The organism is Streptomyces sp. NPDC001108, from assembly GCF_053598535.1.
Window position 1 is genome coordinate 36632 of record NZ_JBSFKL010000001.1, and the last position, 26826, is coordinate 63457.

At 72.1% G+C, this 26826-nt stretch carries 24 protein-coding genes and 1 pseudogene; 8 read left to right on the forward strand and 17 right to left on the reverse strand.

Features of this window, described 5'->3' with window-relative positions; genetic code table 11:
• Positions 1–150: 150 nt before the first annotated feature.
• From ACWC97_RS00135 to ACWC97_RS00150, 4 genes are all read left to right on the forward strand, one after another.
• Positions 151–1395, forward strand: a complete 1245-nt coding sequence (locus tag ACWC97_RS00135; protein WP_352280411.1) for an ABC transporter substrate-binding protein — start codon at positions 151–153, stop codon at positions 1393–1395.
• Positions 1374–2297, forward strand: a complete 924-nt coding sequence (locus tag ACWC97_RS00140; RefSeq protein WP_352280410.1) for a carbohydrate ABC transporter permease — start codon at positions 1374–1376, stop codon at positions 2295–2297. The genes ACWC97_RS00135 and ACWC97_RS00140 overlap by 22 nt, the downstream gene beginning before the upstream one ends.
• A gap of 10 nt (positions 2298–2307) precedes the next feature.
• Positions 2308–3219, forward strand: a complete 912-nt coding sequence (locus ACWC97_RS00145) for a carbohydrate ABC transporter permease (RefSeq protein WP_352280409.1) — start codon at positions 2308–2310, stop codon at positions 3217–3219.
• Between the two features lie 79 nt (positions 3220–3298).
• The gene (locus tag ACWC97_RS00150; RefSeq protein WP_352280408.1) at positions 3299–5287 is read left to right on the forward strand and encodes a right-handed parallel beta-helix repeat-containing protein; all 1989 of its coding nucleotides are present in this window, start codon (positions 3299–3301) and stop codon (positions 5285–5287) included.
• Positions 5288–5351: 64 nt separating this feature from the next.
• Here ACWC97_RS00150 and ACWC97_RS00155 read toward each other — a convergent pair whose 3' ends face one another.
• Positions 5352–6230: a GntR family transcriptional regulator gene (locus ACWC97_RS00155; RefSeq protein WP_352281242.1), complete on the reverse strand. Its 879-nt coding sequence runs from the start codon at positions 6228–6230 to the stop codon at positions 5352–5354.
• 260 nt (positions 6231–6490) lie between these two features.
• A complete protein-coding gene (locus tag ACWC97_RS00160) occupies positions 6491–7309 on the reverse strand; it encodes an amidohydrolase family protein (protein WP_450646447.1) in 819 nt (272 codons plus the stop codon).
• A gap of 133 nt (positions 7310–7442) precedes the next feature.
• On the opposite strand from ACWC97_RS00160, the gene ACWC97_RS00165 reads away from it, so the two are divergent.
• Positions 7443–9365, forward strand: coding sequence for a hypothetical protein (locus ACWC97_RS00165; RefSeq protein ID WP_450646448.1), 1923 nt, complete (start codon positions 7443–7445; stop codon positions 9363–9365).
• The gene (locus tag ACWC97_RS00170; protein ID WP_450646449.1) at positions 9362–10306 is read left to right on the forward strand and encodes an aldo/keto reductase; all 945 of its coding nucleotides are present in this window, start codon (positions 9362–9364) and stop codon (positions 10304–10306) included. The genes ACWC97_RS00165 and ACWC97_RS00170 overlap by 4 nt, the downstream gene beginning before the upstream one ends.
• A 126-nt stretch (positions 10307–10432) precedes the next feature.
• On the opposite strand, the gene ACWC97_RS00175 is transcribed toward ACWC97_RS00170, so the two are convergent.
• Positions 10433–11206, reverse strand: coding sequence for a zinc ribbon domain-containing protein (locus tag ACWC97_RS00175; protein ID WP_352276801.1), 774 nt, complete (start codon positions 11204–11206; stop codon positions 10433–10435).
• A 139-nt stretch (positions 11207–11345) separates the two neighbouring features.
• Here ACWC97_RS00175 and ACWC97_RS00180 point away from each other — a divergent pair, with 139 nt between their 5' ends.
• Positions 11346–11606 carry a hypothetical protein gene (locus ACWC97_RS00180; protein WP_450647475.1) on the forward strand — a complete coding sequence of 87 codons (261 nt, stop codon included), beginning with the start codon at positions 11346–11348 and terminating at the stop codon, positions 11604–11606.
• 2 nt (positions 11607–11608) lie between these two features.
• On the opposite strand, the pseudogene ACWC97_RS00185 reads toward ACWC97_RS00180, so the two are convergent.
• From ACWC97_RS00185 to ACWC97_RS00250, 14 genes and pseudogenes are all read right to left on the reverse strand, one after another.
• Positions 11609–11674: pseudogene (locus ACWC97_RS00185) on the reverse strand (zinc ribbon domain-containing protein); the annotation flags it as partial.
• 4 nt (positions 11675–11678) lie between these two features.
• Positions 11679–12242 carry a phage tail protein I gene (locus tag ACWC97_RS00190; RefSeq protein WP_385218217.1) on the reverse strand — a complete coding sequence of 188 codons (564 nt, stop codon included), beginning with the start codon at positions 12240–12242 and terminating at the stop codon, positions 11679–11681.
• The gene (locus ACWC97_RS00195) at positions 12239–14200 is read right to left on the reverse strand and encodes a putative baseplate assembly protein (protein ID WP_450646451.1); all 1962 of its coding nucleotides are present in this window, start codon (positions 14198–14200) and stop codon (positions 12239–12241) included. The genes ACWC97_RS00190 and ACWC97_RS00195 overlap by 4 nt, the downstream gene beginning before the upstream one ends.
• Positions 14200–14625 carry a GPW/gp25 family protein gene (locus ACWC97_RS00200; RefSeq protein WP_352276786.1) on the reverse strand — a complete coding sequence of 142 codons (426 nt, stop codon included), beginning with the start codon at positions 14623–14625 and terminating at the stop codon, positions 14200–14202. The genes ACWC97_RS00195 and ACWC97_RS00200 overlap by 1 nt, the downstream gene beginning before the upstream one ends.
• Positions 14622–14939, reverse strand: coding sequence for a PAAR domain-containing protein (locus tag ACWC97_RS00205; protein ID WP_352276785.1), 318 nt, complete (start codon positions 14937–14939; stop codon positions 14622–14624). The genes ACWC97_RS00200 and ACWC97_RS00205 overlap by 4 nt, the downstream gene beginning before the upstream one ends.
• Before the next feature lie 98 nt (positions 14940–15037).
• On the reverse strand, positions 15038–16804 hold the full coding sequence (locus ACWC97_RS00210; RefSeq protein ID WP_352276783.1) for a VgrG-related protein: 1767 nt from the start codon (positions 16802–16804) through the stop codon (positions 15038–15040).
• Positions 16801–17523, reverse strand: a complete 723-nt coding sequence (locus ACWC97_RS00215) for a CIS tube protein (protein WP_366299189.1) — start codon at positions 17521–17523, stop codon at positions 16801–16803. The genes ACWC97_RS00210 and ACWC97_RS00215 overlap by 4 nt, the downstream gene beginning before the upstream one ends.
• Positions 17524–17588: 65 nt before the next feature.
• Positions 17589–18014, reverse strand: a complete 426-nt coding sequence (locus tag ACWC97_RS00220) for a phage tail protein (RefSeq protein ID WP_450646455.1) — start codon at positions 18012–18014, stop codon at positions 17589–17591.
• A gap of 61 nt (positions 18015–18075) precedes the next feature.
• Positions 18076–21072, reverse strand: coding sequence for a hypothetical protein (locus ACWC97_RS00225; RefSeq protein WP_450646456.1), 2997 nt, complete (start codon positions 21070–21072; stop codon positions 18076–18078).
• A 4-nt stretch (positions 21073–21076) separates the two neighbouring features.
• Positions 21077–21235: a DUF6760 family protein gene (locus ACWC97_RS00230; RefSeq protein WP_352276778.1), complete on the reverse strand. Its 159-nt coding sequence runs from the start codon at positions 21233–21235 to the stop codon at positions 21077–21079.
• Entirely contained in the window at positions 21232–21732 is a 501-nt protein-coding gene (locus ACWC97_RS00235) for a hypothetical protein (protein ID WP_352276777.1), read from the reverse strand. Before ACWC97_RS00235 ends, ACWC97_RS00230 begins: the two co-directional genes overlap by 4 nt.
• A complete protein-coding gene (locus ACWC97_RS00240) occupies positions 21729–22169 on the reverse strand; it encodes a phage tail protein (protein WP_352276775.1) in 441 nt (146 codons plus the stop codon). Before ACWC97_RS00240 ends, ACWC97_RS00235 begins: the two co-directional genes overlap by 4 nt.
• A 41-nt stretch (positions 22170–22210) precedes the next feature.
• Positions 22211–23746 (reverse strand): phage tail sheath family protein, encoded by a 1536-nt coding sequence (locus ACWC97_RS00245; protein WP_352276773.1) that lies wholly within the window; start codon positions 23744–23746, stop codon positions 22211–22213.
• Positions 23747–24395: 649 nt separating this feature from the next.
• Positions 24396–25706: a COG1470 family protein gene (locus tag ACWC97_RS00250; protein WP_352276772.1), complete on the reverse strand. Its 1311-nt coding sequence runs from the start codon at positions 25704–25706 to the stop codon at positions 24396–24398.
• A 203-nt stretch (positions 25707–25909) separates the two neighbouring features.
• Between ACWC97_RS00250 and ACWC97_RS00255 the strand changes: the two genes are divergently transcribed.
• Positions 25910–26638, forward strand: a complete 729-nt coding sequence (locus tag ACWC97_RS00255; protein WP_352276770.1) for a helix-turn-helix transcriptional regulator — start codon at positions 25910–25912, stop codon at positions 26636–26638.
• The last annotated feature ends 188 nt before the right edge of the window (positions 26639–26826 follow it).

The following is a 26826-nucleotide window of genomic DNA, read 5'->3' on the forward strand; positions in this document are numbered from 1 at the left end:
CAACCGCCTCCATCTCATCGCAATCGCACCACCCCCGCCGGGCGTTCACCACCCAGGAATGCCCACGGAACCCCGCCGCCGTTCCTCCCGGGGATCTGCGGCTGAGTATCACCTATCGATTATTCACGACTACGCAACGGAGCGTGTCCCATGAAATCAGTGTGGCGCCGTACCTGCGGACTCGCCTTGGCTCCTTTGGTGATGGTCTCCGCCGTCGCCTGCGGCGGCGACTCCGACCAGGCCTCGGAGGGCACGACCCTCCGCGTCATCGTGAACATCACGCCGAACCTGACGGAGAAGTACTGGAACGACCTCTTCGCCAGGTACGAGAAGGCCCACGCCGGTGTGAAGATCAAGCTCGAACTCACCGGCACGATATCCGCCGACGCGAAGCTCCGGCAGGACCTGGCCGCGGGCGACCCGCCGGACGTGGCCCAGCAGATCATTCCGAGCGCCGAGACCGCCAAGCTCTTCGCCGACCTGTCCGACCAGGACTGGGCCGGGAAGACCCCGCTGGCCGATCAGTACACCGTGGACGGCAAGCGCTACGTGGCGGGCGTCGGCGAGCAGATCCAGTCCCTCGTCTTCTACAACAAGGCCGCCTTCGAGAAGGCGGGCGTCGATGCCACCAAGATCCGGACCATGGACCAGTTCACGACGGCCATGGGTGATCTGAAGAAGGCGGGCTACACACCGCTGCAGACCGCCGGGCAGTGGGTGACCGGGGGCCAGTTCTCCATGATGGCCGACGCCGGTGTGCTCACCGCCGACCCGGACTGGACGGCCAAGCGCAAGAGCGGCAAGAACTCCTTCGCCGAGAGCGGCTACCTCCCCTACCTCCAGACCTACAAGAGCTGGATCGACAAGGGCTACCTGCAGAAGAGCGCGCTCGGCCTCACCTACGCGGACGGTCAGACCAACTTCCTCAACGGCAAGTCCGCGATGTACATGATGGGGTCGTTCTTCGTGCCGGCCGCGGACGCGGCGAAGAAGAGCGACGAGGTCGGGGTGTTCACCATGCCGACCGACGGCGCCTACCCGTCGGGCCAGTTCGGCAACCTCTCCAACCCGTACGTCGTGGTGGACAAGTCCCGCCACAAGGCCGAGGCGATCGAGTTCGTGAAGTGGGCGACCACCGACCCGGAGGCCATCAAGAGCCAGCTCGCCTCGGACGGCAACCTGCGCAGCGGCTTCACGTACGACACCTCCAGCCTCGGCACCGCCGTGCAGCAGATCCTGGACAAGGCGCCCTCGGTGCTCGTGAAGTCCGGTGACCGCCAGCCGATCGCCGGGTTCAGCGACGAGCTCAACAAGCAGGTCCAGTCCCTGTACACGGGCTCGTCCGCCGCGGACGCCGCCAAGGGATTGGACAAGTGGTGGAACTCGCAGGGCTGAACTCCGGCCGGCGGCAGCAGCGACGGACACGGCTGCGGGAGTCGGCCGTGTCCCTCGGGATGATCGGTCCGGCCGTCCTGCTCTACACGGTGATGACCGTCGTACCGGTGGGCGTCGCGGTCTACCTCAGCCTGACCGACTGGGACGGCTTCTCCACCGCCGCGTTCATCGGGCTCGACAACTACAAGCACCTGTTCGACGACCCGAGCTCCTCGGACGCCTGGTACGTGACCGGGCTGATCTCGGTGGTGGGCACCGCGCTCATGGTGGGCCTGGGGCTGGTGTACGCGCTGGCCCTCAAGGGCCGCTCGCGCTCGAACTCGTTCTTCCGGGCCGTGGCGTACTTCCCGCACGTCATCAGCGCACTGATCCTGGGCTACCTCTGGGCGGCGATCCTCGGCACCAACGGCGCCATCAACAACACGCTGGCCAAGTTCGGGATCGAGCCGATCGGCTTCCTCTTCGACGAGAAGTTCGCCCTGATCTCGCTGATCGGCGTGATCGTGTGGGCCGGGTTCGGCTTCAACGTGGTGCTGTTCGTGGCCGCCCTGCAGACGGTGCCCGCCGAGCTGCTGGAGGCCGCGGCGCTCGACGGCGCCTCCCGGCGGCAGATCAACACCCGCATCGTGATCCCCATGATCGCGCCCGTGGTGACGGTGGCGACCGTACTCAACCTGGTGGGTCTGATCCGGGCGTACGACATCGTGGTCAGCCTCACCGGCGGCGGGCCGGCCGGCTCGACCCAGACGTTCACGTACCTCATTCTCGCCCGGTCCTTCGAGGGCACCAAGGTCGGGTACGCGACCGCGCAGGCGGTCTTCCTGATGGTGGTGTCCGCCGCGCTCGCCCTCCTCGTGACGGCGCTGCGCAACCGTCAAGACCAAGCAGCGACAGGTCAGTGAGGAGCCGGTGGTGGTGGTACTAGAGGCAGAGGTCCGCGAGAGGGCCGAGGCCCGGCCGGCCAAGGGTGACGACACCCGGGGGACGGAGGAGAAGGAGCCGCGCTCACCCGTGCGGTGGGTCCTGCTCGGCGTGCTCTTCGTCGCCATGATCGTGCCGATCTACCTGCTGGTGGTGAACGCCTTCAAGTCCCAGCAGGACATTCTCGACAACCCGTTCTCGATTCCGCTGGGCGGGCTGACCTTCGAGCACATGTCGGCCGCGATCAACAGCCCGCAGTTCAACGTGATCGGCGGATACGGCTTCACCCTGTTCCTCGTCGTGATCGTGGACGTGTTGTGCATCCTGCTCGCGGGTCCCGCCGCGTACGCGATCGCGCGCAGTCTCAAGCGGCGTACGCAGTTGGTGCTGCTGTACTTCCTGGCCGGGACGTTCATCCCGGGCGCCGCCGTGATCATCCCGGTGATCTACGTGCTGCGGGAGATCGGTCTGGCGAACACCGTGACCGGTCTGGTCGCCCACGACGTGGCGTCCACACTGCCGGTGAGCATCTTCCTGTTCGTCGGCTTCATCCGCACCATCCCCGTGGACATCGACCACGCGGCGACGATCGACGGGGCGGGCCGGTACCGCACGTTCTGGTCCATCATCTTCCCGCTGATGCGTCCCGCGGTCGTCACGGTGCTCATCCTCAACTCGATCGGGATCTGGAACGACTTCGTCTCCCCGCAGATCCTGCTCAGCCCGTCCTCCGGGCACTACACGGTCACGACGGCGATCTACGCCGGCATCAGTCAGTACTCGACCGACCTGACGAAGGTGTTTCCCAACCTTCTGCTCGCCATCGCACCCGTCGTCATCTTCTTCATCTACATGCAGCGCCACATCATCAGCGGTCTCACCGTCGGCGCTGTCAAAGGATGAGCCGGTGGACGAACCGGCAAGGGACGACCGGGTTCGACGTTTCCCCTCCGAGAAAGAGTAGAGAAAGGACCACAGCGTGATGAGGAGTCGGAGGCCATGGTCCCGCAAGGGAACCTGGTCCGCAGCCGCCCTGCTCACATCCCTGATGGTGGTGGCGGCCGGTCACCCGGCGGTCGCCCAGCCGGACCGGGCCAGGTCGGGACAGACGTACTACGTCTCCCCGACCGGCCGGGACCAGGCCGGGGGCAGGACCCAGGGATCCGCGTTCCAGCACATCCAGCAGTGCGCGGACGTGATGGTGCCGGGCGACACCTGCCTGATCCTGTCCGGCACGTACGAGGAGACCGTCGTGCCGGCCCGCTCCGGCACGGCCGCCGAGCCGATCACCTACCGGGCCGCTCCGGGGGCCCAGGTCACGGTCAGCGGGGCGTCGAAGGTCGGCGGCTTCCGCAAGGTCACCGGTGCCGACGTCACCCGGATCGCCGAAACCGACCCGTTTGCGGCGGACTCGCCGTTCAGCGAGGCGGTCGCGGCCGGAAACGTGTACAGCACCGATGTCGACCTCGGCCAGGACGTGACCACCGTGCAGGTGTTCACCGACAAGAAGATGGACATCGAGGCGCAGTGGCCCTACCCCGGGCTCGACCTGCTCTCCCCCACCCTCCAGTACGCCGGCGCGGGCAGCGCGGAGGCCACCATCGCCGACCCCGCCCTGACCCGCCCGGCGGGGTACTGGGACGGGGCCCGCGCCCTCACCGGCTACTGGTACATCTCCGCCACCACCACGGTGAAGAGCTCCGTCCCCGGCTCGGTGACCCTGAGCGAGGCGCCGGTCTGCTCCCACAAGGTGGTGCCCAAGGAGACCCGGTACGCGCTCTCCGGCAAGATCGGTGAGCTGGCCCGCCCCGGCGAGTGGTTCTACGACCCGACCGCCAAGCGCCTGTACCTGTACTCCACCGACGACCCGAGCGGCCACACCGTCGAGGCGAAGCGCCGCACCTACGGCTTCGACCTGGCGAACGCCAGCCACACCACGGTCCAGGGCATCGGCCTCTTCGCCACCACGGCGCGGACGGGTGCCACCAGCACCGGCGTCACCCTGGACGGCATCACCGGCCGCTACCTGTCGCACTACACGGACATCACCCGGGGCGGGACGGACTGCGGCTCCACGGTCACCCGGGGCGTCGGCGACACCGGCATCATCCTGGACGGCACCTTCAACAAGATCGTCAACAGCGATCTGGCACTGAGCGCCGGCAACGGCATCGCGCTGCGCGGGCAGAACAACACCGCCACCGACAACGTGATCCGCGACGTCGACTACATGGGCACCTACGCGGCGGGCGTCGCCGTCCAGGGCAACAGCCAGACGGTCACCCACAACACGATCGCCGACGTCGGCCGCAGCGGTATCAACCTCCAGTGGAACGAGGTCCCGGGGCTCACGCCCGGCAAGGACGTCATCGCGTACAACGACATCTCCGGCTACGCCCGCCTCAGCCTCGACGTAGCCGCGATCTACACCTGCTGCAGCGCGTGGATGATGGGCACCTCCATCGACCACAACGTGCTGCACGACCCGAAGCCCGCCACCACCTCCACCACGTTCGGGATCTCGGGGGTCTACGCGGACAACGGCCAGAGCGATCTGGTGATCGCGAACAACGTGGGCTGGGGCAACCGCGAGGGCACGGTGATGCTCAACGGTCTGGGCACCGGCTCGCACAACAACAGCGTGTACAACAACACCGGCGGGATGACGCTGTTCTACGTGAAGGAGCCGAACGCGTCGACCGGCACCAAGATCTACAACAACATCGGCGAGATCCGCGGCCTGGCCGGCGCGACCGACGGCGGGCTGGTGCTCTCCAACAACCTCCCCACGGGGACCGACCCGCTCTTCGTCGACGCGGCCGGGCGCGACTACCGGCTGAGCGCGGAATCCCCCGCGCGCAACCAGGCGATCCCGCTCCCGGGGATCAACGACGGCTCCACGGACGCGACGCCGAGCCTGGGTGCCTACCAGTACGGTGCTCCCCGCTGGATCGCGGGCGCCCGTAGGTAACCGCGTACGAGAACGGCTGTGGGCCCGGTCCGGAGATCTCCGGACCGGGCCCACAGCGGTCCGGTCAGTCCGACGGTGACGCCGCGGCCGCCGGCTTCCGGGCGGCCGTCTTCCGGGCCGTCGTCTTCTTCGCGGCCGGTTTCTTCGCCGCTGTCTTCTTCGCGGCCGCCTTCGCCGGGCCGGCCTTGCCCGTGCCCGTCTTCTCCGTGCCCGCCTTGTCCGTCGCGGCGCCCCCGGCGGGCTGCTTGGCCTCCCGCGCGTCCGGGACGGGCCCCCGGCCCGCCGCGTGGTCGGCGAACGCCTCGGCCGCCCGGTCGGGGTCCCTGGCCCGCAGCAGACCGACGAGACGGCCGTGCTCGTCGGCCATCGCGCACCGGTCCCCGTCGAAGAGCGGATCGGAGATGGCCCGCAGCGTGCGCAGACTCGGCTCGATGACCTCCCACATCCGGGCCAGGAACGGGTTGCCCGCGTACCGGCTGACCAGGGTGTGGAACTCTATGTCGGCGTCGCGGAACCCGCTGACGTCGCTCGCGGCCACCGCCTCGTGCATCCGCTCCACGAGGGCGTCGAGCTCGGCGAGCTGCTCCTCGGTGATGTGCTCGGTCGCCAGCCGGGCGGCCAGCCCCTCCAGCGGCTCGCGCACCTGCCGGGCGTACTCCGCGTCCTGCGAGGAGATCTCGACGACGAAATGGCCCCGGCGCGGGACATGGGTCAGCAGACCCTCACGGGCGAGCCGCTTGACCGCCTCGCGCACCGGGGCCTGGCTCACCCCGAGCCGACGCGCGATCTCCGACTCGACCACACGGTCGTTCGGCGCGAGATCGCCCTCGACCACGGCCTGGCGGAGCAGCTCGTACACCTGGTCCGAGATCAGCGTCTTGCGGAACCGGTCCTTGTTGGTGGCCAGTGTGGAGACGAATCCACCCGACGCGTTAGATGCCATGAATTCCCAATCCAGCACAGGGGCACGTGAGTTGCGACATAATACGCGCCCGTCTTCTCTCGACGGAATCACACCGAGGGTGGCGGCCGCCCGGCCGGTCAAGGCCGTGCGGCCCCCTCGGAACAGCCCCGGCAGGCGCCTCGTGACGGCCCCGCGGGGCCCGGGGCGACTCTCGACGGACGGGTCGGACAGTATTCATCGCCTATCGATCATCGAGAGAATCGAAGCAGGGGCGTTCGAGCACTGTCAACCACGCCCGGTCAGCCGGTGAGCCCGTACACCCGGACCGCGGTGGTGTGCAGGACGCGCCGCAGCCCGTCGTCCGTCAGGTGGGCGAGTCCGGGGCGGGGCGCGGCCAGCGCGTCGGCCCGGCCGCCCCGGGGCAGACAGATCGGCCAGTCCGAGCCGACGAGGCAGCGGTCCGGGCCGAACGCGTCCACGGCGTACCGCACCAGGTGCGCGACCCGCTCGGGCGGGACGCCGTGCTGCTGGGTGAGGAGGCCGGAGATCTTCACCACCACGTTCGGGTGCGCCGCGGCGCGTTCGACGTCGCGGTACCACTCCCCCGCCTCCGGCGCGCGGGGGTCCGGGGCGTTGCCCAGGTGGTCGACGACGACGGTCAGGCCGGGGTGCCGGTCGGCGGCCTCGGCGGCGGCGGTGAACGCTCCCCGGTACAGGTTGAGTTCGAGCACGGTCCCGGTCTCCGCGAGCAGCGGGACGAGCGTACGGGCCTGTTCGGGGGTCCCGTCCCACTCGGCTCCGCCGAGCCGCATCCCGTTGGGTCGGCCGGGCTCCCGGAGCAGGTCGCGGAGCGCGGCGGGGCCGGCCGGTGCGTGGACGTGCAGATTGGCCACATAGCCGACGACCAGGTCCGGTCGGCGCAGGCTCAGTTCGCGCAGCACCCGGGTCTCCCCGGTGTCTCCGCGCGAGGCCTCCACCAGCACGGCCCCGGTCAGGCCGAGACCGGCACCGGAGCGTTCCAGGTCGTCCTCGCCGAAGGCCCGGTGGTGTGGATCACCCGGCTTGATCCAGGGGAAACCTTCGGCCGGATCCCACAGGTGGACATGGCAGTCGATCACGGTGTGCCTCCTCGTCGGGGCTTGCGGGGCCGCTCCGGAGTATTGACACGTCGGCTCCCCGCCAGTGAGTCTAACCATCGGCTATCGATGGGCGATTGTTAAATCGAATGTGACGAGGGAGCGGGTGTACTCGATGCTCAGGCCCGAGCGGACCGACGGCACACACACGACGGGCGAGCCGCACGGCCCTCTACTGAAGGCGACCCGGCGCGTCACCGACGTGCCCGCGTGGGCGCGCCTGGAGCGGGAGCTGTTCGCCGCCCAGGAGAAGGCGTGGCGGCTCTTCGCCGACCGCTACACCGAGGGGGACGGCCGGCTGGTCTTCCGGGACACCCTCGGGCAGGGGATGGACGGCCGGGACGGGGTGGACGACTTCTACGAGCCGTTCTTCAACTGGCCGACGCTCTATCTGCTCGGCGGGAGCCCGGAGTTGCTGGCCGCCTCGCGGCGCCACTGGGAGGGGGTCACCGCCCAGCTCACCGGGATGGGCATGCTGGTGGACGGCCTGGAGCGCGGCTACGACTGGTTCCACCAGGGCGAGGGCCTGCTGCTGTTCTACGGGCTCTGCCTCGCCGACCCGGACGACCCGGAGCTGCGTGAACTCGCCCGCCGGTTCGCCGACTTCTACCTTCCCGGCGGCCCCAACTACGATTCCCAGCACCGGCTGCTGCGCGCCCCGCACAACGGCTCGACCGGGCCGCGCTACGGCTTCAGCGACGAGGAACCGTACTTCCCGTGGAGCCTGGCGCTGCACCCGTACGGTCTGCCGCTGGACGGGTTCGAGGGCGTCACGTCCTTCGAGCAGCTGGCCGCCTCGCCCGAGCTGGCGCGCTCCTACGGCCGGGCGATGTGGGACCGGATGGGGCGCGGCGACACCATCGCCAACCTGGGCGCCACCGGGCTCGCCACCAACGCCTTCCTGCTCAGCGGGGAGCAGCGGTACGCCGACTGGGTGGCCGAGTACGTCTCCGCCTGGCAGGAGCGGCTGGCGGGCCGCGAGGTGGTGCCGGACAACGTGGGCCTGGACGGTGTGGTGGGCCAGTACCTGGACGGCCGCTGGTACGGCGGCCACTACGGCTGGTCCTGGCCGCACGGCCTGTCGCCGGTCGGGAGTTCGACCGTGGTCGGCGCGGCCAATGCGACCCTCCTCACCGGGGACCGCGGCTTCCTGGACCTGGCGCGCAACCCGCTCGACGCGGTGCTGGCCCACGCCGAGCAGCGCGGGTCCGACCAGATGGGCACGCTGGGTGAGCGCTGGGAGCCGCACCTGCGGTCGATGGCGGCGGAGCGGACGTTGATGGTGCCTCAGCGGCACAACGACTCCGGCTGGTTCGACTTCACCGTCATGCCCGGCCAACTGCCGCTCTCGCTCTGGCACTTCAGTCGTGACGAGGCCGACCGGGAGCGGATCGAACGGCTGCGCGCGGGCTCGAACTGGGACTGGACGGCCGTGCACACCCAGCGCATCAAGGACGAGGCCGGTCACGAGGAGCCCTGGTACGAGTTCCTGCACGGCCGGAACCCGGACTTCCCCGAGCGGATGCTGCGCAGCGCGCTGGCGAGCTGCGCCGAGCGGGTGGCGGCCATCGAGGGCGACACCACCGACCCGGCGGTCGGCCCGGACGCCCTGGACATCCATCACTGGCAGCATCTCAACCCTGTGGTGACCGAGGCCCTGTTGCAGCTGACCACCGGCTCGCCGCAGGTGCTGTACAACGGCGGGCTGACCCATCTGCACGTGCGCTACTTCGACGCGGACGCCCGGCGCCCCGGTCTGCCGCAGGACGTCGCCGCGCTGGTCTCGGACATCCGTCCGGACCACACGGTGGTGGAGCTGGTGAACCTCGGCGCCGAGGCCCGTGCGCTGCTGGTGCAGGCGGGTTCGTTCGCCGAGCACCACGTCGCCTCGGTACGCGTGGACGACGGACCCGAGCAGCCGGTCGACGGGCCGCACTGCCGGGTCGACCTCGCCGGGCACTCCCGTATCCGGCTGACCCTGACCATGACGCTGCGCGCGGGCCGCGCGGCCTGTTCCTCCCCGTGGGAGACGGCATGACCGAGACCGCCGCCACCGGCCGGCTCCCCTTCGACCTGCCCCGCCTCGGCATCGGCACCGCCCCGCTGGGCGGCCTGTTCGAGGAGGTCGCCGACGCGGAGGCCGCCGCGACCCTGCGGGCCGCGGCCGAGGCCGGGATCAGCTACTTCGACACCGCGCCGCGCTACGGGCACGGACAGGCCGAGGAGCGGCTGGGCCGGCTGCTCGGCCCGGCCGGGATCACCGACCCGGTCATCTCCACCAAGACGGGCTGGCTGCTGCGGCCCCGGCCGGACGGCTCCCCCGGCGAGGTGGTCACCGACTGGACGGAGCGCGGCATCCGGGAGTCCCTGGAGTCGAGCCTGACCCGGCTGGGGCGCTCCAGCGTCGACATCCTGTATCTGCACGACCCGGACGACTACCCCGAGGAGGTCCGCCGCACCGCCTATCCGGCGGTGCGCAGGCTGCGGGAGGAGGGGCTGATCCGGGCGATCGGCTTCGGGATGAACCACAGCGGTCCGCTCGCCTCGTACGTGGCGGAGTTCGACGTGGACGTGGTGCTGATCGCGGGCCGCTTCTCGCTCCTCGACCACCAGGCGCTCGACACCCTGCTGCCGCTGTGCGCGAGGACGGATACGGCGGTGGTCGTCGGCGGGGTCTTCAACACCGGGCTGCTGGCCGATCCGACCCCGGGCGCCATGTTCAACTACCGGCCGGTCCCCAGCGAGGCGCTGGAGCGGGCCCGGCGGTGCCGGGAGCTGTGCGCGGAGTACGGGGTGCCGCTGACGGCGGCCGCGATCCAGTTCCCGCTGCTGCACGGTGCCGTGAGTTCGGTGGTGCTCGGCTGCCGGTCGGCGGCCGAGGTCACGGCGAACGCGGCGGCGGCCCGGTTCCCGGTCCCGGACGAGCTGTGGCTGCGGCTCGCGGAGGCCGGGTTCGTACCGGAGCAGCTGCTCGGGTGACCGGACCGGGCGGGCCGGGGACGAACGGTCCCCGGCCCGCCCGGTTCTCCGGGACCGGCCGCGCGCCGGTCCCGGAGAACCGGTTCAGACACGGTGGTTCAGGCGCCGTCGGTCAGGCGCGGCGGTTCAGGCACGGCGGTAGAACTCCACCTCGCCGACGGCGATCGGCCGTCCCTCGCCCTGACCGGCGGCGGCCTTCAGCACCATCCTGACGGAGACCGCGTCGCTGATCCGGGTCCGCTCCGTGAACTTGCCGGGCTTGTCGTTGAGCTTCAGCCGCACCGTCTCGGTCCCGCCGTCCTCCTTGGTGACGACCATCTCGATCTCGGTGGGCCGGGCCGTCCGCCCGAACTCCTCGGGCTCGGTTGACGCCCCCGGGTAGACGACGACGCCGACCATGCGGAACGGCCGGTCGAAGGTGAAGGTGAGGGAGGCCCCCAGGCCGGGCGCCGCCCAGTACCTGTTGCTCAGTCCGTCGGTGACGGACTTGGCCGGGTGGCCCGGGGAGTCGGTGCTGGCGGTGACCCTGCTGGGGGCGATCTCCGCCGTCTTGCCGAGCTTGTCGCGTACGTCCTCGTAGACGTACCGCCCGGCCGGCACGAGCAGGTAGCCCCCGATCAGCACGGCGACGACGGCCAGGGCCATCAGCGCGCGCCGCAGTGCCCGGCCCGAACTGCTCCTGACCCGGCGGCGGAACGGCCACACGGTCCGCCACCAGGGCAGCGGCGCCGCCTCCTCCTTGGGCTGGAGGGGGGCCGCGCAGCGGCGGCAGAACCGGCGCCCGGGCAGATTGGGCGTGCCGCAGGCCGGGCACGGCGGCCCTTCGGGTTCCTCGTACGCCGCGACCGGGCGCACCACGGGCCGCCGGGCGACCGGCTTGGCGGGCTGTACCGCGCCCACGGGCCCGTCCGCCTCGTCCGGCTCCGTCGGTCGCGGGGCGGCCGGCTCCGAGGCCGTCACGGGCCTGGCCGGGCGCACCGGGGCGGGCGGAGCGGGCTCCGGCGCCGGTGGCGGTACGGGGGCCGGAGGCGGGGGCGGCGTGACGGGTTCGGGCGCACGAGTGGGCGCCGGGACGGCCGGAGGTTCGGCGGCCGAGGGCGCCGGTTCGAGGGCGGTCGCGGACGCGGGCGCGGACCCGTCCGCCGTCGAACCGCCTGTCGAACCGCCCGTCGAACCGACCGCGGGGCCGGGCGCCGGTGGCGCGGGTGCCGCGGTCTCCGAGGTGGTGGGCTCCGGAGTGGTGGGCTCCGAGGTGGTGGCGGGGGTGCCGCTCGGCGGCCGGGAGGACCATCCCAGGTAGGAACCGCAGTTCCCGCAGAATTCGTCGTCCTCGCGGTTGGCCGCACCGCACGCCGGACACGAGCGCATCGTGTCAGTCTCCTGTCTCGTCCGGTGGGCCGGGCAGGATCTCCACCCGGTGGGTCAGGTGTACGGGGCAGGACGCGGCGACGACGGCCCGGACGCGGTGCGCGTCCACCGGTCCGCCGTGCGGCGCCCATACCCGTACCAGCAGTTCCCCGGTGGGTGCCGGGGGGAGGGCGGTGCCCGGTTCGTTCGACCAGGCGGCGCCGCCGCCGTCCCGGATGTCCGCCTCGACGCCGAAGCAGAGCCGGAGGTGTTCGGTCAGCCCCCGGCGGGTCCCGCGCCACCGGTGCAGTTCGACGGCGCGGGCGATCACGGCCCGGCGCAGCTCCTCGGGCCAGGCCGGGTCGACGTCGGCCGCCACCCAGGTCGACAGCCAGGGCAGGAAGTCGGCCGGGGCGAGCGCGGGGTCGAAGTAGGCGGGCAGGTTGTCCAGGGTGGACAGGACGGGCGCCAGCACGGTGTCGAGGCCCGCCGTGAACCGCTGCGCCAGGTCGTCGTCCGCGTACAGCGCGGGCAGCAGCCCGCCGATCGGGTAGCGGCTGGGGAGTCCGGGTACCGCGGCTCGGGTCATGCGCCGTCACCTGCCCCGCTCACGGTGACCTCGATCTGGTGCTGGTGGGAGAAGACCAGGGCCCCGGGCGCGACGTCGATCCGCTGCACCGCCGCCCCGCGCCTGCCCGTGATCGGGTCCGCCGGGAACATCCGTACGTCCTCGACCAGGGCGACCCCCGGCACGTTCTGGAGCACCGCGAAGATCTCGCCGTACTGCACGGGGCGGCCGAAGGGCCATCCGGTGCCGTCGGCGCCGCCGCGCAGCGGGTCGATGTGGCGGAACAGCGCGGCGACCGCGTCGGTGCGGACCCGGTCCGGGTCGTCGCCGGTGGTCACCAGCCGGGCGACCACGGTGACGCCCTGGTAGGCGGGCGGTTCCACGACGAGGCGGGTGCCGACCAGGCGCCGTTCGTCGAGCCGTTCGGTGACCGCGGCGAGCACGGCGTCGGACGGGATCAGCTGTTCGAACCGGAGCTGGCCGCCCCGGTCGGGGACCGCGTCGGGCACCACCAGCACCCGAACCGCCCCGGCCTCCCCCGCCACGGCGGGCAGGCACCGGACCCGGCGCAGGGAGGGGGCGGCCTCGCGGGCGACGGCCTCGTAGTCCCCGGCCGTGACCGCGCGTTCCTGGACCCGAAGAATGTGGGGCGCCCGGGTCTTCGCGTTCTCCACGGTCTCGCCGTCGACCCCGCCCCGGGCCGCCTCGCGGTTCTCCACCCCGGCCACGTACGGCACGGAGCTGCGCAGCACGCTGATGGCGCCCCGGGCGACGTTGCCGGCGGAGCCGCCGCCGGTGCGGTACCGGGGCACCCGCAGTTGTGCGCCCTTCTCGGGCACCGCCCCGTAGGCGCGCATCGTGCCGTCCGGCTCGCGGACCTCGGGCGGGAAGGCGAACTCGCCGGAGACCGCGTCGATCCGGACGTGCCGGTCGTTGGGGGCGGAGGCGCCGAAGTGCTCCACCGGGGTCCAGACCTGCCAGCCCTCGGCGGTGGAGACCTCGACGACCGGGGGGTCCCCGTCCGTCAGCAGGGGGGCCCGGCTCACGGTGAACCGCTGTCCGGCGACGCCCTCGGAGGTGCCGAGCGGTACGTCGAGGACGGTCTCGGCGTGTTCGACGTCCATGGTGCCGCCGACGGTGAAGACCTCCGCCTCGCGGATCGTCGGCGACTCGGAGTAGAACGGCTGCCCCGGTTCGGGTGCGGTGACGCGGCAGCGCAGCCATCCGGCCCGTACGCCCGCCGTGACCGAGGCGGTGTGCCCGGCCGGGACGAACACGATGACCTCGCCGGGCCGGTTGAGCCCGCCGGTGCTGTCGGTGCCGGTCTCGCAGACCACCCAGCGGGCCCCGTCCCACGCCTCCCACACCAGTGGCGGCTGGCGGGGGTCGACGCCGACGCCCTCGACCCGGCTGTCCAGCCGTACGGCGACGATGCAGCGGGGTACGGCGGTGGGCAGCCCGAAGAGCAGGGCGTCGCCCGGCTCCGGCCGGGACTGGAAGCACGGGATGTCCTTGCCCGCGCCGAGCGGTGCGGTGCGGTCCGTCTGGTCGCCCGAGGCCGGTGCGGTGACGAGCCTGATCAGCGAACTCGGCACGATGGCCAGTTCGTCGACGGTGGAGAAGACCACGGACTCCTCGGTCTCGCCGCGCGCGGTGGCGACCTCGGTGCCCGCCGGGAGGCGCACGGTCTCCGGCTGCGGCGCGGAGAGCCGGAAGTCGACCTCGGCCCGCGCCACGGTCGGCGGGAAGAGGGTGACGCCGAGCAGGTCGAGGAAGGCCGCGTAGTTCTTGTCCGGCACCCGGTTCAGCCGGTAGAGCAGCTGGTCGACCATGTAGGCGAAGGTCTCGATGAGGGTGACCCCGGGGTCGGACACGTTGTGGTCGGTCCACTCCGGGGAGCGCTGCTGGACGTACCGCTTGGCCTCGTCGACGAGTTGCTGGAAGCGCCGGTCGTCCAGGTTGGGTGAGGGCAGGGCCATCAGCGTGCTCCGGCTTCGTCGGATCCCTCGGAGGACGGGATGGTGTAGAAGGGGAAGACGAGGTTGCGCAGGTCGTTGGTGGCCCGCACGGTGTAGTGCACGTCGATGTACAGGGTGCCCTCCTCGATGGCGTCGAACGCGATCACCACGTCGGTCACCTCGATGCGCGGTTCCCACCGCTCCAGCGAGGTGCGGACCTCGTGGGCGATGCGTCCGGCGGTCGCGCCGTCGCCGGGCGCGAAGACGTACTCGTGGATGCCGCAGCCGAACTCCGGGCGCATCGGCCGCTCGCCGGGGGCCGTGCCGAGGATCAGCCCGATGGCCTCCTCGATCTCCCGGTCCCGTTCCACCATGCCGATGCCGCCGGTGGCGCCGACCCGCAGCGGGAAGCCCCAGCCGCGTCCGATGAATCCGCTGCCGCTCACATCGGGCCCCCGATCAGGACGTTCAGCGCGCCGCTGATGATGGGGGCGCCGCAGGTGGTGTTGTCCCGCATCCGGGCGGCGGGCAGCCCGCCGATCAGGACCTGTCCGCCGAGCGCGGCGGCCGGGTTGGGCATGATCATGTTTCCCGGTCCGAGCGCGGCGTGCGGCGGTACGACGCACACGTGCAGGCTCCCGGTGACGGCCGCGGGCCGCCCGCCGATCAGCACGGTGGCGACGGCCACCGCGCCCGGGGGCGGGGTGCCGATGACGCCACCGTGGGCGGTGCTGTCGCCCGTACGGGCTGCGGGGGGCATGGTCGGTGTTCTCCTCGGCGGTGAAGGTGTTGGTGAGGGGGGTTCGGGGACGTCGGGTGACGCGTCCCGTGGTCCGGGGGCCTCGGGTCGACGGCCGGTCAGTTGATCCTGATGAGCTTCGCCTTGAGTACGCCGAGCAGTCCACCGTCGATCGTGACACCGGTTCTGCCGTTGACGGTGACGGAGCTGCCCTTGATGTTCACGTCGCCCGTCCCCGCGTCCAGTGTGATGCCGGAGGAGGAGAGGGTCACGGAGCTGAGCGCCCGGCCGCCGCCGCGTGCGTACACGGTCAGGGCGATCTCGCCCTTGCGTTCGTCCAGCCGGACGTCGAGCCGTTTGTCGCCGGTGGCGATGCGGACGCCGGACGGGCCGCGCGGCGCGTCCAGCAGTTCCAGCCGGTTGCCCGAACGGGACACCAGGGAGCGCCGGTTGACCTTTCCGCTGGTCGCGTCGACCAGGGGGACGTCGTGCGGGGAGGGCTTGTCGACGCCGTTGTAGAGGCCGCCGATCACGTACGGGCTGTCCAGCAGGCCCTGTTCGAAGCCGACCAGCACCTCGTCGTTGACCTCGGGGCTGAACACCCCGCCGCCGCCCTGGCCGCCCCACTGCACGGTGCGGACCCAGTCGGTGACGTAGGTGTCGTCGAGCCAGGGGAACTTCAGCTTGACCCAGCCGCGTTCGGCCTGGCCCTCGCGGATGTCGGTGACCACGCCGATCGCGAGTCCCGGCATCCTCGGGCCGCGCGAGGGCGCGTTCGCGCCGCTGGCCAGCCCGGTCAGGGAGCGGTCGGGGGCGGCGCTGACCAGGACCGTCGTCCGGTAGCCGCCGTTGGGTTCGAGCACGTGGTGGGCGGCGGTCGCCGTGTAGCGCCCGGCGAACGCGGGGCCGACGTTGCCGAGGGCCACCGGCTCGCCCGCGCGCAGGTGGGGGTTGCCCTCGGCGACCGCCTCGATCTCCCCGAACCCGGAGCCGACCGAGGCGGCGACCGCCCCGGCCACCGCCGTGGCCTCGGCCTGGGTGCGGTACGGGGTGTCGGCGACCGTCATCGTCGCGCCCCCGCCGAACGCCCCGGCCACCACCGACGGGCTCATCCCGGGGACCACCGTGTCGCTGCGGACGGACTGTTCGCGGGCCACCAGCCGGGACTTGGTGTCGACGTTCCAGCCGCGCACCTCCACGTTGTCCGCCCCGTCCGCGCCGGTCAGCACCGCGCGCAGGGCGAGGAGGTTGCGCCCGTACTCCAGGACCATCGGGTGGCGGCTCGCCGGGGTGCTGGGCGCGGGGGCGGAGGAGGCCGGCTTCGGCTTCACGAACTGGAGCAGCCCCTGGTCGTCCACCCGCACCTGGGCGCCGCTCTCCCCCGCGAGGAACTGGAGGAACTCCCAGTCCGAGACGTTGGGCTGGGTCAGCTGCCGGTACGTGACCGGCGCGGCCTCGATCCTCCCGCAGGCCAACCCGGCACCGGCGGCGACCTTGCGGACGATGTCGGCGGCCTTCATGTTGCGGAAGGCCACCACCTTCCGGCCTCGCTGGAGGCGGTGGGCCCGGGAGAACGCCCGGACCACGGTGAACGATCCGGTGGTGTCGCTGTCCAGCTCGATCGCGGTGACCTCACCGGTGAACAGCCGCTCCCGCGCCCGTTCCTGCACGGTGACCACGGAGATCTTCAGCGGGTTGCCGATGGTGATGCCGGTGGCGGTGAGCAGTTTGTGGTCGGGGTCGCGGTAGGTGAGGACGGCGGTGTCGGGCAGGCCGACGTTCTCGTCCACCACACAGCTCACCAGCTGGGCGGCCCAGGCGGCCGGCAGTTCGGCGGGGGCCTCGACGATCGGGTCCGCGGCGAAGGAGCGGCCGGGGGCGGTCATCGGCCGCCCTCCGGGACGTGTGTCTCCAGACCGGGCACGACCAGTTCCGTACCCGGGACCAGCTGCATCGGGTCGTCCACGTCGTTGGCCTCCGCGATGGTGCGCCACGCGGTGGCGTCGCCGTACTCCCGCCAGGCGAGCAGCGGCAGGCTGTCCCCGGCGACGACCCGGTGGGTGCGCCGGGCCTCCCGCGAGCCGGAGGTGGGGTTCTGGCCCGCCGGGTCGACGCTCGCCTCCTCGATCGACAGGGAGCAGGTGGCGCGCAGTGGCTTCCCGTCGACGTCGAACAGGGTGTACGTGACCGAGAAGTTGGAGAGCACGCCGTCGAAGGAGGTGGTCTTCGAGGTGCCCCAGTCGAAGCGGACCCAGGGGCTGGCGGGGGTCTTGCGGGCCAGGCTGCTCGGGGTGGGCACGCAGGCCAGCATCATCTGCTCCACGGCCTTCTCGACCGAGTTGTCATGGGTGGCGGTGGAGTCCAGGAAGACCTCCAGGGACAGCGACCGGGGGCCGCTGCCCACGAACTCGGGCAGCGCGGACTGCCCGGCCATCCGGGACGGGGTGCGCCGCCACTCGGTGCTCTTGCTCAGCGACAGTTTCGCGGGGTTGAACTGCAGGGTGATCCGGGCGAGGTTCCCGCCCGGTTTGGCGCCGACGGTCGACGGCGGTTCCATGATGGTCAGCTGGGCGCGAGCGCGGCTCGCGCGGACAGCGGGTGACATTGCGCTCCTCCTCCCGGTTCTCTCCGGGGTCTACGGTCGGTGCCGTCCGGCGGTACGGGGGTTCATCAGGACGGCTCCAGTCCTTCGTGGGCGATCTCCAGTGTCTCGATCGCCGCCTGGGAGTTGGCGGGGTCGAAGGACGGCCCCTGCCAGCGGACCGGCACGATGCCGTGCACCTGCCAGCTGATGATGCGGCTGAGGTCCGGGCGGAGAGCCACGATCTCGCCGTCCTTGGGCTCGACGCGCTGGATCGTCTCGTTGAGCCAGCGCGCGATCTTGAGGGTGTCGGCGGTGACGGGGCGGGTCAGTGTGATGTTGGTCCAGGTGATCCGGCCCGGCAGCTGCCAGGTGAAGCCGTTGTTGCCGCCCTCGGCGTACTGTTCCATCTCCACCTCGGCGCCCAGTCCCGAGCAGGTGTGGAAGGCGCCCAGGTCGCTGCCCCCGATGACGAGTTTGAAGAACACGCTCGTCGCGAAGATGTTGTGCGTCATGTGCTTCTCTTCTTCCCGGCTTCTTCCAAGTTCCTTGCTGCGTAAGGCCGTTCGTGGCCGGTCAGCGACGGCCGTCGTACAGCCGTCCGGTGCGTTCCCGTCCTCGGCGCAGGTCCGCGCGGATCAGCCGGCTCACCGGGTCGATCAGCCGTCGGGCCAGCTCCTCGATGTCCGCGCCGGTGATCCGGTTCTCGGCCCGGGCGTCCGCGGCGGCCGGCCCGGCGGGTACTGCCGGGCCGGGGTGCCCCGGCACGGCGGGCTTCGCCTTCGGCTGGACGGCCCGCACCGGAACACCAGTGATCCCGGCGTCGGCCACCGCTCGCTGGATCGCCTCGGCGGTGTGGGCGGAGGTGCCGGGGCGTGGTGGCGGAGCGGGGACGTCGGCGGGAGTGGCGGTGGCCGGTGCGCGGCGGGGGACGCGCACCGAGAGGGCCGGTGGCCCCGGCGGCATGGGACCGGGACCGGCCTGCGGTCCCACGGGCAGGGCGGTGGCGGACTCGGGCACCACCGGCAGCGGCGCGCGCTGTACGGGGGTGACGGGCGCTCCCGGACCGCTCCGGGCGGGCGGGTGCGGTCGCACCACCGGAACGGCCGACCGGGGCGCGAAGGAGGCCGCAGCCCCGGCTCGGGGAGCCGGTCGCGTCACCGCGGGCAGGGGCGGGGACGGCTGCTCCGGACGGTGTGCGGCGGGTCCCGCCTGCGGGCGGTCGTCGGGCCCGGTCCTCGCCCCGCCCCCACCTACCGAGCGCTGCACGAGCCGCAGCAGGGAGCCGCCACCCGCCCCGCGCTCCGCCCGGCCGGTCCGCGCGCCCGGCCCCGGCACGGATCCGGCGGTGGATGCGGGACCGGACGCGGGCGCGGACGTGCGTCCGGGCGCGGACGTCGGTGCGGGTGTGGACGCGGGCGCGGAGGTACGGGCGACGGTTTCGCCGGGGGCCGGGGACGCGGGGCCGCGAGTCGCCCCGGGCCGGTGCGGCTGGGCGGCCTCGGCCGGGGCGGTGGTGCCCGGTCGGCGGAGGGCCGGTCGGGGAACGGCGCCCCGCGTGGTGCGCTGAATCCCCGGGCCGGGGCTTCCGGTACTCGGGTTCCCGGCACCGACGTTCGCGGGGCCGGGGTCCGGGGATCCGTCCCGGGCGGGTGGGGCGGCCACGGGCTGCGGTGTGTCGCGGCGCCAGGTGGCCGGTACGACCGGTCTGGCCGAGGCGCGTGCCGCCGGGCCGGAGAAGCCTTCGCCGGAGCCGGTGTTCACCTTCAGGGAGCGGTTCGTCAGCAGCGGCCGCGCCCGCTGGACGGAGGGCAGCGGCGGCACCGGTCCGGTCGCCTGTCCCGGTGCCCGGTCCGGGGCGACCCGCCGGATGCGTACCGGACGCACAGGACCGGAAGGTGCGGGGGCGGCGGTCCTCGCGGACGCGGACCCCGGGGAAGTCGCGTGTACCGAAGTGGCCTTCGCGGACGTGGTGTTCCCGGAAGTGGTCTTCGTGGACGTGGTGTTCGCTCCGGTGTCGCTCGCTGCCCGTTGGACCGGCTCGGGGCGGCCCGGGGCCGGGGCGCCGGGGCCCGCGGGCGCGGCGGACGAGCGCACGGGCAGGTCGGCGGGCGCGGTGGGCTGCTGCGGCGCGGGACCGGCCGGGGTGGCGGAGGGGCGCGACGTCCCGGAGCCCGGCGGCGGGGTCGTGGCTCCGGCCCGGGGCCTACTCCGGTCGCCGAGCAGCGGCGCGTCGTTACCGGTCCGGGCCGTGGGCGGGAGCGCGGGAAGGGGCGTGCCGATCCCGCCACGGGCCCGCGCGCCGGACCTGCCGGGCCGCCCCGGCTCGGACCGCGACGGCTGTACGGGGAGGGAGGCCGAGGGGGACGGCGTAAGCTTCGGGGCCGACGTCCGGTTAGGCGTCGATGCCGGTGTGGCCGGGGGCGACGGAGTCGACGGAGCCGTGGCGTCCGGCGTCTGCCGCTGGATCACGGGCATCCCCGGTCCCGCCCCCTCTGGGCCGGACGGCGCGGGGGTGCTCCGCGTGTCCCGCCCGGCGGGGATCGCGCCCATGGGCAGCTCGCGCAGGGGGCGGCCCAGGGCGGGGCGCACCGTCTCCGCGGGACGGGCCGTGGCGGGGTCACCCGTCGATGCCGCCTCCGGCGAGGCGGTCGGGGCGGTCCGGGGGCTCTCCGCGCGCACGGTCGGGTTCGACCGCGACGCCTCCACGCGCTCCGCCCGCTGCACGGCCGGCGCCGAAGCGGACACGGACGAGGACGAGGATGAGGACGCGGTCGGTGCGGGAGCGGTGACCGGCTCGCCGGCCGGCCGTATGCCGGCGATCCTCCGCAGCGGCATCACGGGGCGCCGGGCGACGATCAGGGGCGGCGCGGTCCGTTGCGGACGTACCGCCGCGGGCCGGGCGGGGCGGGTCCGGGCGGGCGCCACCGGTGCGGCTTCCGCCGGTGGCTGGTGCTGCGGGGCGGGCGCGGCTACCGGCTCCGCGGTCGTTGCCGGGGCGGAGGCGGAACGCCGGTCCGGTGCCCTGGTGGCCCGTTGGACGGGGGCCCGTTGGGCGGGGGCCCGTTGGGCGGTGGCAGGGGCGGGCTTCCCGGGTGCCCCGCCCCTGCCGGTCCTGTCGCCCGCCGTCGCGGGCGCCGGTCGGCCCGGACCGCTCGTCGGCTCCTCCTCGGGCGCGGTACGGGCGGCGCGCAGCAGCAGCGGTCCGCCCGGGGAATCCGAGCGGGCGGCGCCGGGGCGGGCGACGCCGTGGATGAGCCCCACCGGTGCGGACGGCAGCACGGCGTGGCCGAGTTCGCTCCCGAAGGAGAGGTCCTGCCAGGAGGCGAGGCCGTCCCGGAACCGGAGTCCGTCGCTGACCCCGATCGACGACCGGGCGACGGTCACCGCCGGAGGCGTCACCCGCCGCCAGCCGCCGTCCCAGTCACCGGCCGTCCGCGCCGCACCGCCGTCGCCCCGGCCGGGCTCGGGCTCCGGCTCCCGCGCCTGCGCCTGTGCCTGTGCCGGTTCCGGGGCGCGACCGGTGTCGGCCCCGTCCCGGTCCGCCCTGCGGAACCAGCTTCCGAACCCCACACGATCACCCGCCTTCGTTGACGCGGGTGTTGATCCGCGCTATCTCCCGCACCCATTCCTGACGCTCACCGTGGGTGAGGTCGAGAATGTCCTCTCGCTGCCAGTGGAAGTGGTAGGCGATGTACGCGATCTCCTCCCGCAGGCGGGGAAGGGCGTACGTCACGATTCCCCCAGGCGCCCACCCGAGAGGTCCACCTCGAACGACCCCTGGCAGAGCGGACAGGTCACCGCCGCGTGGGTGTGGCCCTCGCTGTTGATGCGGCGGTAGAAGTCCTGGAGGAACGCCACGTCCGTGGCGTACATCCGCTCGACGACCCCTGCGTGCACGTCGGTGATGGTGCCGAGCCGGGTGATCACCTGGCTCAGCAGCACCACGCTCAGGTACGCCGGGTTCTCCTTCACCCGCAGATCGATCTGCGGGCGCAGTTCGTCGCGGGCCGTCGCCAGCCGCATGGAGCCGGTCCGGTGGACCTGGCCGTCGTCGTCGACGTATCCGCGCGGGAGCTCGAACTCGAACTCCGTACGCAGGTCCGGCTGGTTCCGGGCGGCGGGAGGCGCGGGCGTCTGGGCCGGCGCCTCCTCCCGCGCGGCGGACGTGGCCGAGGCGAGGCTGTCGAGGACTTCTTCGAGCCCGCCCGACGTAACGGTCCGTCGCCTCATTCGACCACGATCTCCTCGAAGGTGATGGTCACCGACTCGGTGGCGGGGCTGGACTCGCCGGCCTTCAGCGAGGGCCCCTCCCACTTGCTGGCCCAGCCCTGCATGAGCTGGATGCGCCGGACCGTGTCACCCTTCGAGTCCTTGATCTCGATGGTGAGGTTCTGGCGAGCGGTGTCGACCGCCCCGTTGTTGAGCGTTTCCTTGATCCACTTGGTGAACTCGCTGCTCTTGTCGAGCCCGCGGGTGATGGTCACCTCGCCCGCCTGGCGCGCACCGGGCTGCTTGCGGATGATCTGCTTGCCGTCGGAGGTCACCTGACGGACCTCGACGACCTCCTCCTCGACCGTCAGGCCGCTGATCTCCTGGATCGACTCGACGAGATAGCCGCCGAGCTGCACGCCGAAGACGTGAGTGGAAAGAGCATCGCCCTCTGCCATGACTCTGTGTCACCTGTTCCGTTCTTGCGGACCCTGCCGGGTCACTCGTTGACGAGGCTCGTGCTGTCGGAGAACTGCGCGAGGCGGAAGACCACGAACTCCGCGGGCTTCACCGGGGCGACGCCGATCTCGCAGACGACCTGACCGAGGTCGATCGACTCCTGCGGGTTGTTGTCACGGTCGCACTTGACGTAGAACGCCTCCTCGGCCGTGCGGCCGAAGAGGGCGCCCCGGCGCCACTCCTCGGTGAGGAACGCCGTGACGTTGCGCCGGATGCTCGACCAGAGGCGGTCGTCGTTCGGCTCGAACACCACCCACTGGGTGCCCAGGAGGATGGACTCCTCCAGGTAGTTGAAGAGGCGGCGCACGTTGAGGTAGCGCCAGGCCGGGTCGGAGGAGAGGGTGCGCGCGCCCCAGATCCGGATGCCGCGCCCGGGGAAGGCCCGCACGCAGTTGACGCCGATCGGGTTGAGCAGGTCCTGCTCGCCCTTGCTGAGGCGGACCTCCAGGTCCAGCGCGCCGCGGATGACCTCGTTGGCGGGGGCCTTGTGCACGCCGCGCTCGCCGTCGCTGCGCGCCCAGACACCGGCGACGTGGCCGCTCGGCGGTACCAGGGTGTTCTGACCGGTCGCCGGGTCGAAGACCTTGACCCACGGGTAGTACACGGTCGCGTAGCGCGAGTCGTATCCGGCGTCGTCGTTGCGCCAGGTGCGGACGCGCTGGGCGTTCATGCCGGGCGGGGTGTCCAGGACCGCGACCCGGTCGCCCATCTGCTCGCAGTGCGAGATCACCGCCAGCTGCACGGCCTTGACGCCGTCGGCGTCGATGTCGCCGCGCTGGTAGGCGCTCATCAGGTCCGGGACGGCGACCATGGTGATCTCGTCGATCGCTTCGAGGCCGGCGAACCCGGTACGGGCGGTGGCGTCGCCGACGTACTCGGCCGGGTCGAGCCGGGCGACCCCGGCGCCCGGCGCGGCGGCCGGGGCGAGGGCGAGGGTCTGGTTCTCCGGGCGGGCCGGGGTGGCGCCGGGCTGCTCGGTGACCTGGATGAGCTTGGACTGGCGGGCCTGGGTGACCAGGTAGCCCTTGACGTTCTTGCGGCTGGACGCCTCGAAGGTCTCCACGACCTTGCCGGCCTGCCGGACCAGGAGCCGGAACCGGTCCTCCGGGGGGTTCTCGCCCTCGGCGTCGGCCACCTCCACGGAGAGTTCCCCGCTCGCGCCGGGCCGTGCGGACACCTGGAAGCCGCCGAGGACGGTGGCCGGAGCCGCCTCCGCCGCCCGGCCCTGCTCCGTACCCTCGGCGCCCTCGGCCGGGCCGCCGATGCGCACGATGTAGGCCGCGCCACCGCCGTTGGCGAAGTAGCCGTAGACCGCGGGGGTCAGATACGTGTCGGGGGTGAAGGTGCCGAAGGTCTGGACGTACTGGTCCCAGTTGGTCACCAGCGTCGGCTGGTGGAAGGGGCCGGACTCCGCGAAACCGACGAAGGCTGCGACCGCGGTGCCGACTCCCTCGATGGGCCGCGCTCCGGACTGCACCTCCTCCACGTAAACACCGGGGGTGAGGTACGACGGCATGCTCGCTCCTTCGCGTGGTCGTTCGTTCGTCGCCGAGTCTTCCCCGGCGGCCATGGCGGACAGTAGGTCCCAAGGTCCTGGGCACGGGGCAAGTCCGCTGCCTTCCCGGGCACCCGCGCGGCGGGATTCGTTTCCCCTCGCGGACCGTTCGTGGCGTACGCCACATTTCACGGGCCGTCTTTATGACGGCCAGATGTACAACTCATTTCAGCAGGACTTTCTCCGCCGTCACCGGCGTGTTCACCCGCTGAATTGCCGAACGTTCTGCTAGCGCGATTCACGCCGCACCCCACCCCGCCAGCGATTCCCGCGGTTCCCCCGCCGACTCGCGCAACACCCCCGCCCCATAGCCGGACAGACGTAAACCAGCCATATTTCAGAGCGCGCCGAAACCCCCGACCGACCATTCGGAAACCACGACCTCGGCAGGCAGGCGGCCGTCCCACCCAGCCTTCCCGGCACTACCGGGAGGGTCGGGGACCGAAAGTCCCACGCCATCCGGGCGCCGGAATGCAACCGAGAGGTCCAGACCTCCCATCTGACCGGGCGAAAGAAACTGCCACATGCCCGACCAGCCGGGTTTCACTCGACGGGGTTTTCTGCTGTTCTCATCACACTGCGGGAAAGCCGGGGGGCCGACGTTCCGTTTCTACCGGGCGACGTCTTTCAGCTCACCGCTGACATTCAGCACCTGGTGGCACCCGGAAGCCTGGGTTCCGGTCGCGGGCGTGCCCGGCTTGGCGCAGGTCACGGACGCGGTGACCTTCTCGTTCTCCTGGATCTCGATGGGGGTGACCCAGTGGTAGTCCTGGTTGCGGAAGGTCTCCAGCGCGATGGTGGTGATCTTCCGGTCGCCGAAGTAGATCGTCAGCACCCCTTCGTCGCCCTGGAAGTTGGCCACGACGATGTCGGTGACCCCGAAGACCTTGCCCGGGTCGACCGGGTACGTCCCCTTGTTCTCGCCCCCGGCCTTGGTCTGCACGTCGATCGTCGCCGAGATCTGCTCGGGGTTGCCGTTCCCGCCGCCCGAACCCGATCCGCCCGAACCTCCGGAACCGCCGGACGAGTTGCCCTGGCCCTTGCCGTCCCCCTTGTTCTGGCCGTTCCCCTGGTCGCCCGTGCCGCCTGCCGCGGAGTCCTGCTTCCCGCCGGGCGGCGTCTTCTCCTGCGCGGCCTTCGCGACCGCCTGTTCCGCGCTGCTCTTGATCGCGGGGCGGACCAGCGCGAACCAGGCCAGCAACAGCGCCAGCAGCGCGGCCAGCACGATCAGCAACCACCGGGGCAGCACCGGGATCTGGGAGAACTCCCCGGCCACCTTCTCGCTCCGGCCGGGCTCCGCCTCGGCGGCACCGTCCTGGACGGGCTCGGCGGCCTCGATCTCGAACGGCCAGGCGACGGGCTTGCCGAACCAGATCAGCTTCCGGGTCCTGACCTTCAGCCCCACCTCGGCGGACTCGCCCGGTTCCAGGCGCTGTTCGGCCGGGGTGAAGGCGAGCTTCAGCTCCTCCCCCTCCTGCCTCCCGGTCAGTGCCACGTCGACCGCGGTGTTCCCCCGGTTCTGCACCGCGGTCCGGAAGCGTGCGCCGAGCCAGCCGGAGCGCCTGCGCGGATCGAGGTCCGCCCGCAGCTCGTGGAAGGGCTCGACGACCACCGTGGCCTCGGGCACGGCCACCGACTCGGGGCGCTCCGCGGGCAGTACCCGTACGCCCAGGGGGATTTCACCGGCGCGGACTTCGTGGGACCGGGGCGGCGTCAGCCGTACGGTCACCACTTCGGAGGTACCGGGGTAGAGGGAGACCCTCGCCGGCTCGACGGTGCTCCACGCGGCGCAGTCACCGACCACTTCGAGCGTGTACGCCTCGACGATGTCGCCGTCGTTGCGCACGGTCAGTGTGGTCGTCGCTTCGGCGCCGGGCGACACCGTCAGCGTGGTTGTTTCGAGTTCGGCAGATGTGGTCACGATGCGACGTTAGGCCGCGACCGGGGCCCGGCAGCAGAGACGCGAGGGCAACGATCGGGCAGGGGTGGTGCCCCGGGGGCCCACCGGACCGGTGTCCCGCCGACCCTCCCGCGGGCCCGTTCGCCATGCCGGACCCGGTGCGGCCGAGCGCGGCAACAGGGGTACCGAACGGAACATCCGAGGAAGACAGGCACGCAAACGACATGACGATCACAGCAGAGACGATGAACGGGGCGGCGGACCGCGGCCGTTACCGCAGGCCCACCGCGGCGGAACGCGCCGCCGCGACCGGCACCCGGACGACCCCCGGGGACCGGGTCTCGGTGGCCGTGTACGCGGAGGATCTGATCCTGCGGACCGGTGTGGTCCACCAGATACGCCCCCGCCCGGAGATAGAGCTTGTGGACGAGGCAGAGGCGGACCGCGCCCAGGTCTCCCTGGTGGTGGTGGACATGGTGGACGAACGCACCATCCAACTGCTCCAGCGCCTCCAGCGCAACACCGTGACCCGCACCGGACTCGTCGTCGGATTCTTCGAGTCGGGCGCCCTCCAGACCATGATCGAGTGCGGTGTCGCCGCCGTGCTGCGGCGGGCGGAGGCCGATCAGAACAGCCTGGTGCACCTGGTGACGGCGATGGCGAACGGCGAGGGTGTGCTCCCGGGCGACCTGCTCGGAAAGCTCCTCGACCACGTCAGCAGCCTCCAGCGCACCGTCCTCGACCCCCGCGGGCTCTCCCTCTCCACCCTCACGACGCGGGAGGCCGAGATGATCAGACTGGTCTCGGAGGGTTACGGCACCGCCGAGATCGCGCAGAAGACCTCGTACTCCGAACGCACCGTCAAGAACGTGCTGCACGAGGTGGTGACCCGGCTCGAACTGCGCAACCGGGCCCACGCCGTCGGCTACACCATGCGCCACGGGCTGATCTGAGCCCGCCGGCGGGCCTCCCCCGCGGAGGCCCGCCGGTCCGTACGCGGCCGTGCCGGTCCGTACGGTCCCGGGCCGGACGGGCCGCGGGGCGCCGCAAAGGGCAACCGTCGCTTCCCCCGGTCCGGGTACTTGGGACCTGTCCCCCGCCCGGCGCAGCCACGATGCTGTGCTTGGAGAGTCATCGAGAG

Coding starts and splice junctions, on each gene's coding strand:
- ACWC97_RS00205 (WP_352276785.1), bottom strand. CDS start 14,939: ATGCCCCCCGCAGCCCGTACGGGCGACAGCACCGCCCACGGTGGCGTC.
- ACWC97_RS00150 (WP_352280408.1), top strand. CDS start 3,299: ATGAGGAGTCGGAGGCCATGGTCCCGCAAGGGAACCTGGTCCGCAGCC.
- ACWC97_RS00240 (WP_352276775.1), bottom strand. CDS start 22,169: ATGGCAGAGGGCGATGCTCTTTCCACTCACGTCTTCGGCGTGCAGCTC.
- ACWC97_RS00155 (WP_352281242.1), bottom strand. CDS start 6,230: ATGGCATCTAACGCGTCGGGTGGATTCGTCTCCACACTGGCCACCAAC.
- ACWC97_RS00215 (WP_366299189.1), bottom strand. CDS start 17,523: ATGTCACCCGCTGTCCGCGCGAGCCGCGCTCGCGCCCAGCTGACCATC.
- ACWC97_RS00245 (WP_352276773.1), bottom strand. CDS start 23,746: ATGCCGTCGTACCTCACCCCCGGTGTTTACGTGGAGGAGGTGCAGTCC.
- ACWC97_RS00210 (WP_352276783.1), bottom strand. CDS start 16,804: ATGACCGCCCCCGGCCGCTCCTTCGCCGCGGACCCGATCGTCGAGGCC.
- ACWC97_RS00135 (WP_352280411.1), top strand. CDS start 151: ATGAAATCAGTGTGGCGCCGTACCTGCGGACTCGCCTTGGCTCCTTTG.
- ACWC97_RS00165 (WP_450646448.1), top strand. CDS start 7,443: ATGCTCAGGCCCGAGCGGACCGACGGCACACACACGACGGGCGAGCCG.
- ACWC97_RS00235 (WP_352276777.1), bottom strand. CDS start 21,732: ATGAGGCGACGGACCGTTACGTCGGGCGGGCTCGAAGAAGTCCTCGAC.
- ACWC97_RS00220 (WP_450646455.1), bottom strand. CDS start 18,014: ATGACGCACAACATCTTCGCGACGAGCGTGTTCTTCAAACTCGTCATC.
- ACWC97_RS00190 (WP_385218217.1), bottom strand. CDS start 12,242: ATGACCCGAGCCGCGGTACCCGGACTCCCCAGCCGCTACCCGATCGGC.
- ACWC97_RS00255 (WP_352276770.1), top strand. CDS start 25,910: ATGACGATCACAGCAGAGACGATGAACGGGGCGGCGGACCGCGGCCGT.
- ACWC97_RS00195 (WP_450646451.1), bottom strand. CDS start 14,200: ATGGCCCTGCCCTCACCCAACCTGGACGACCGGCGCTTCCAGCAACTC.
- ACWC97_RS00170 (WP_450646449.1), top strand. CDS start 9,362: ATGACCGAGACCGCCGCCACCGGCCGGCTCCCCTTCGACCTGCCCCGC.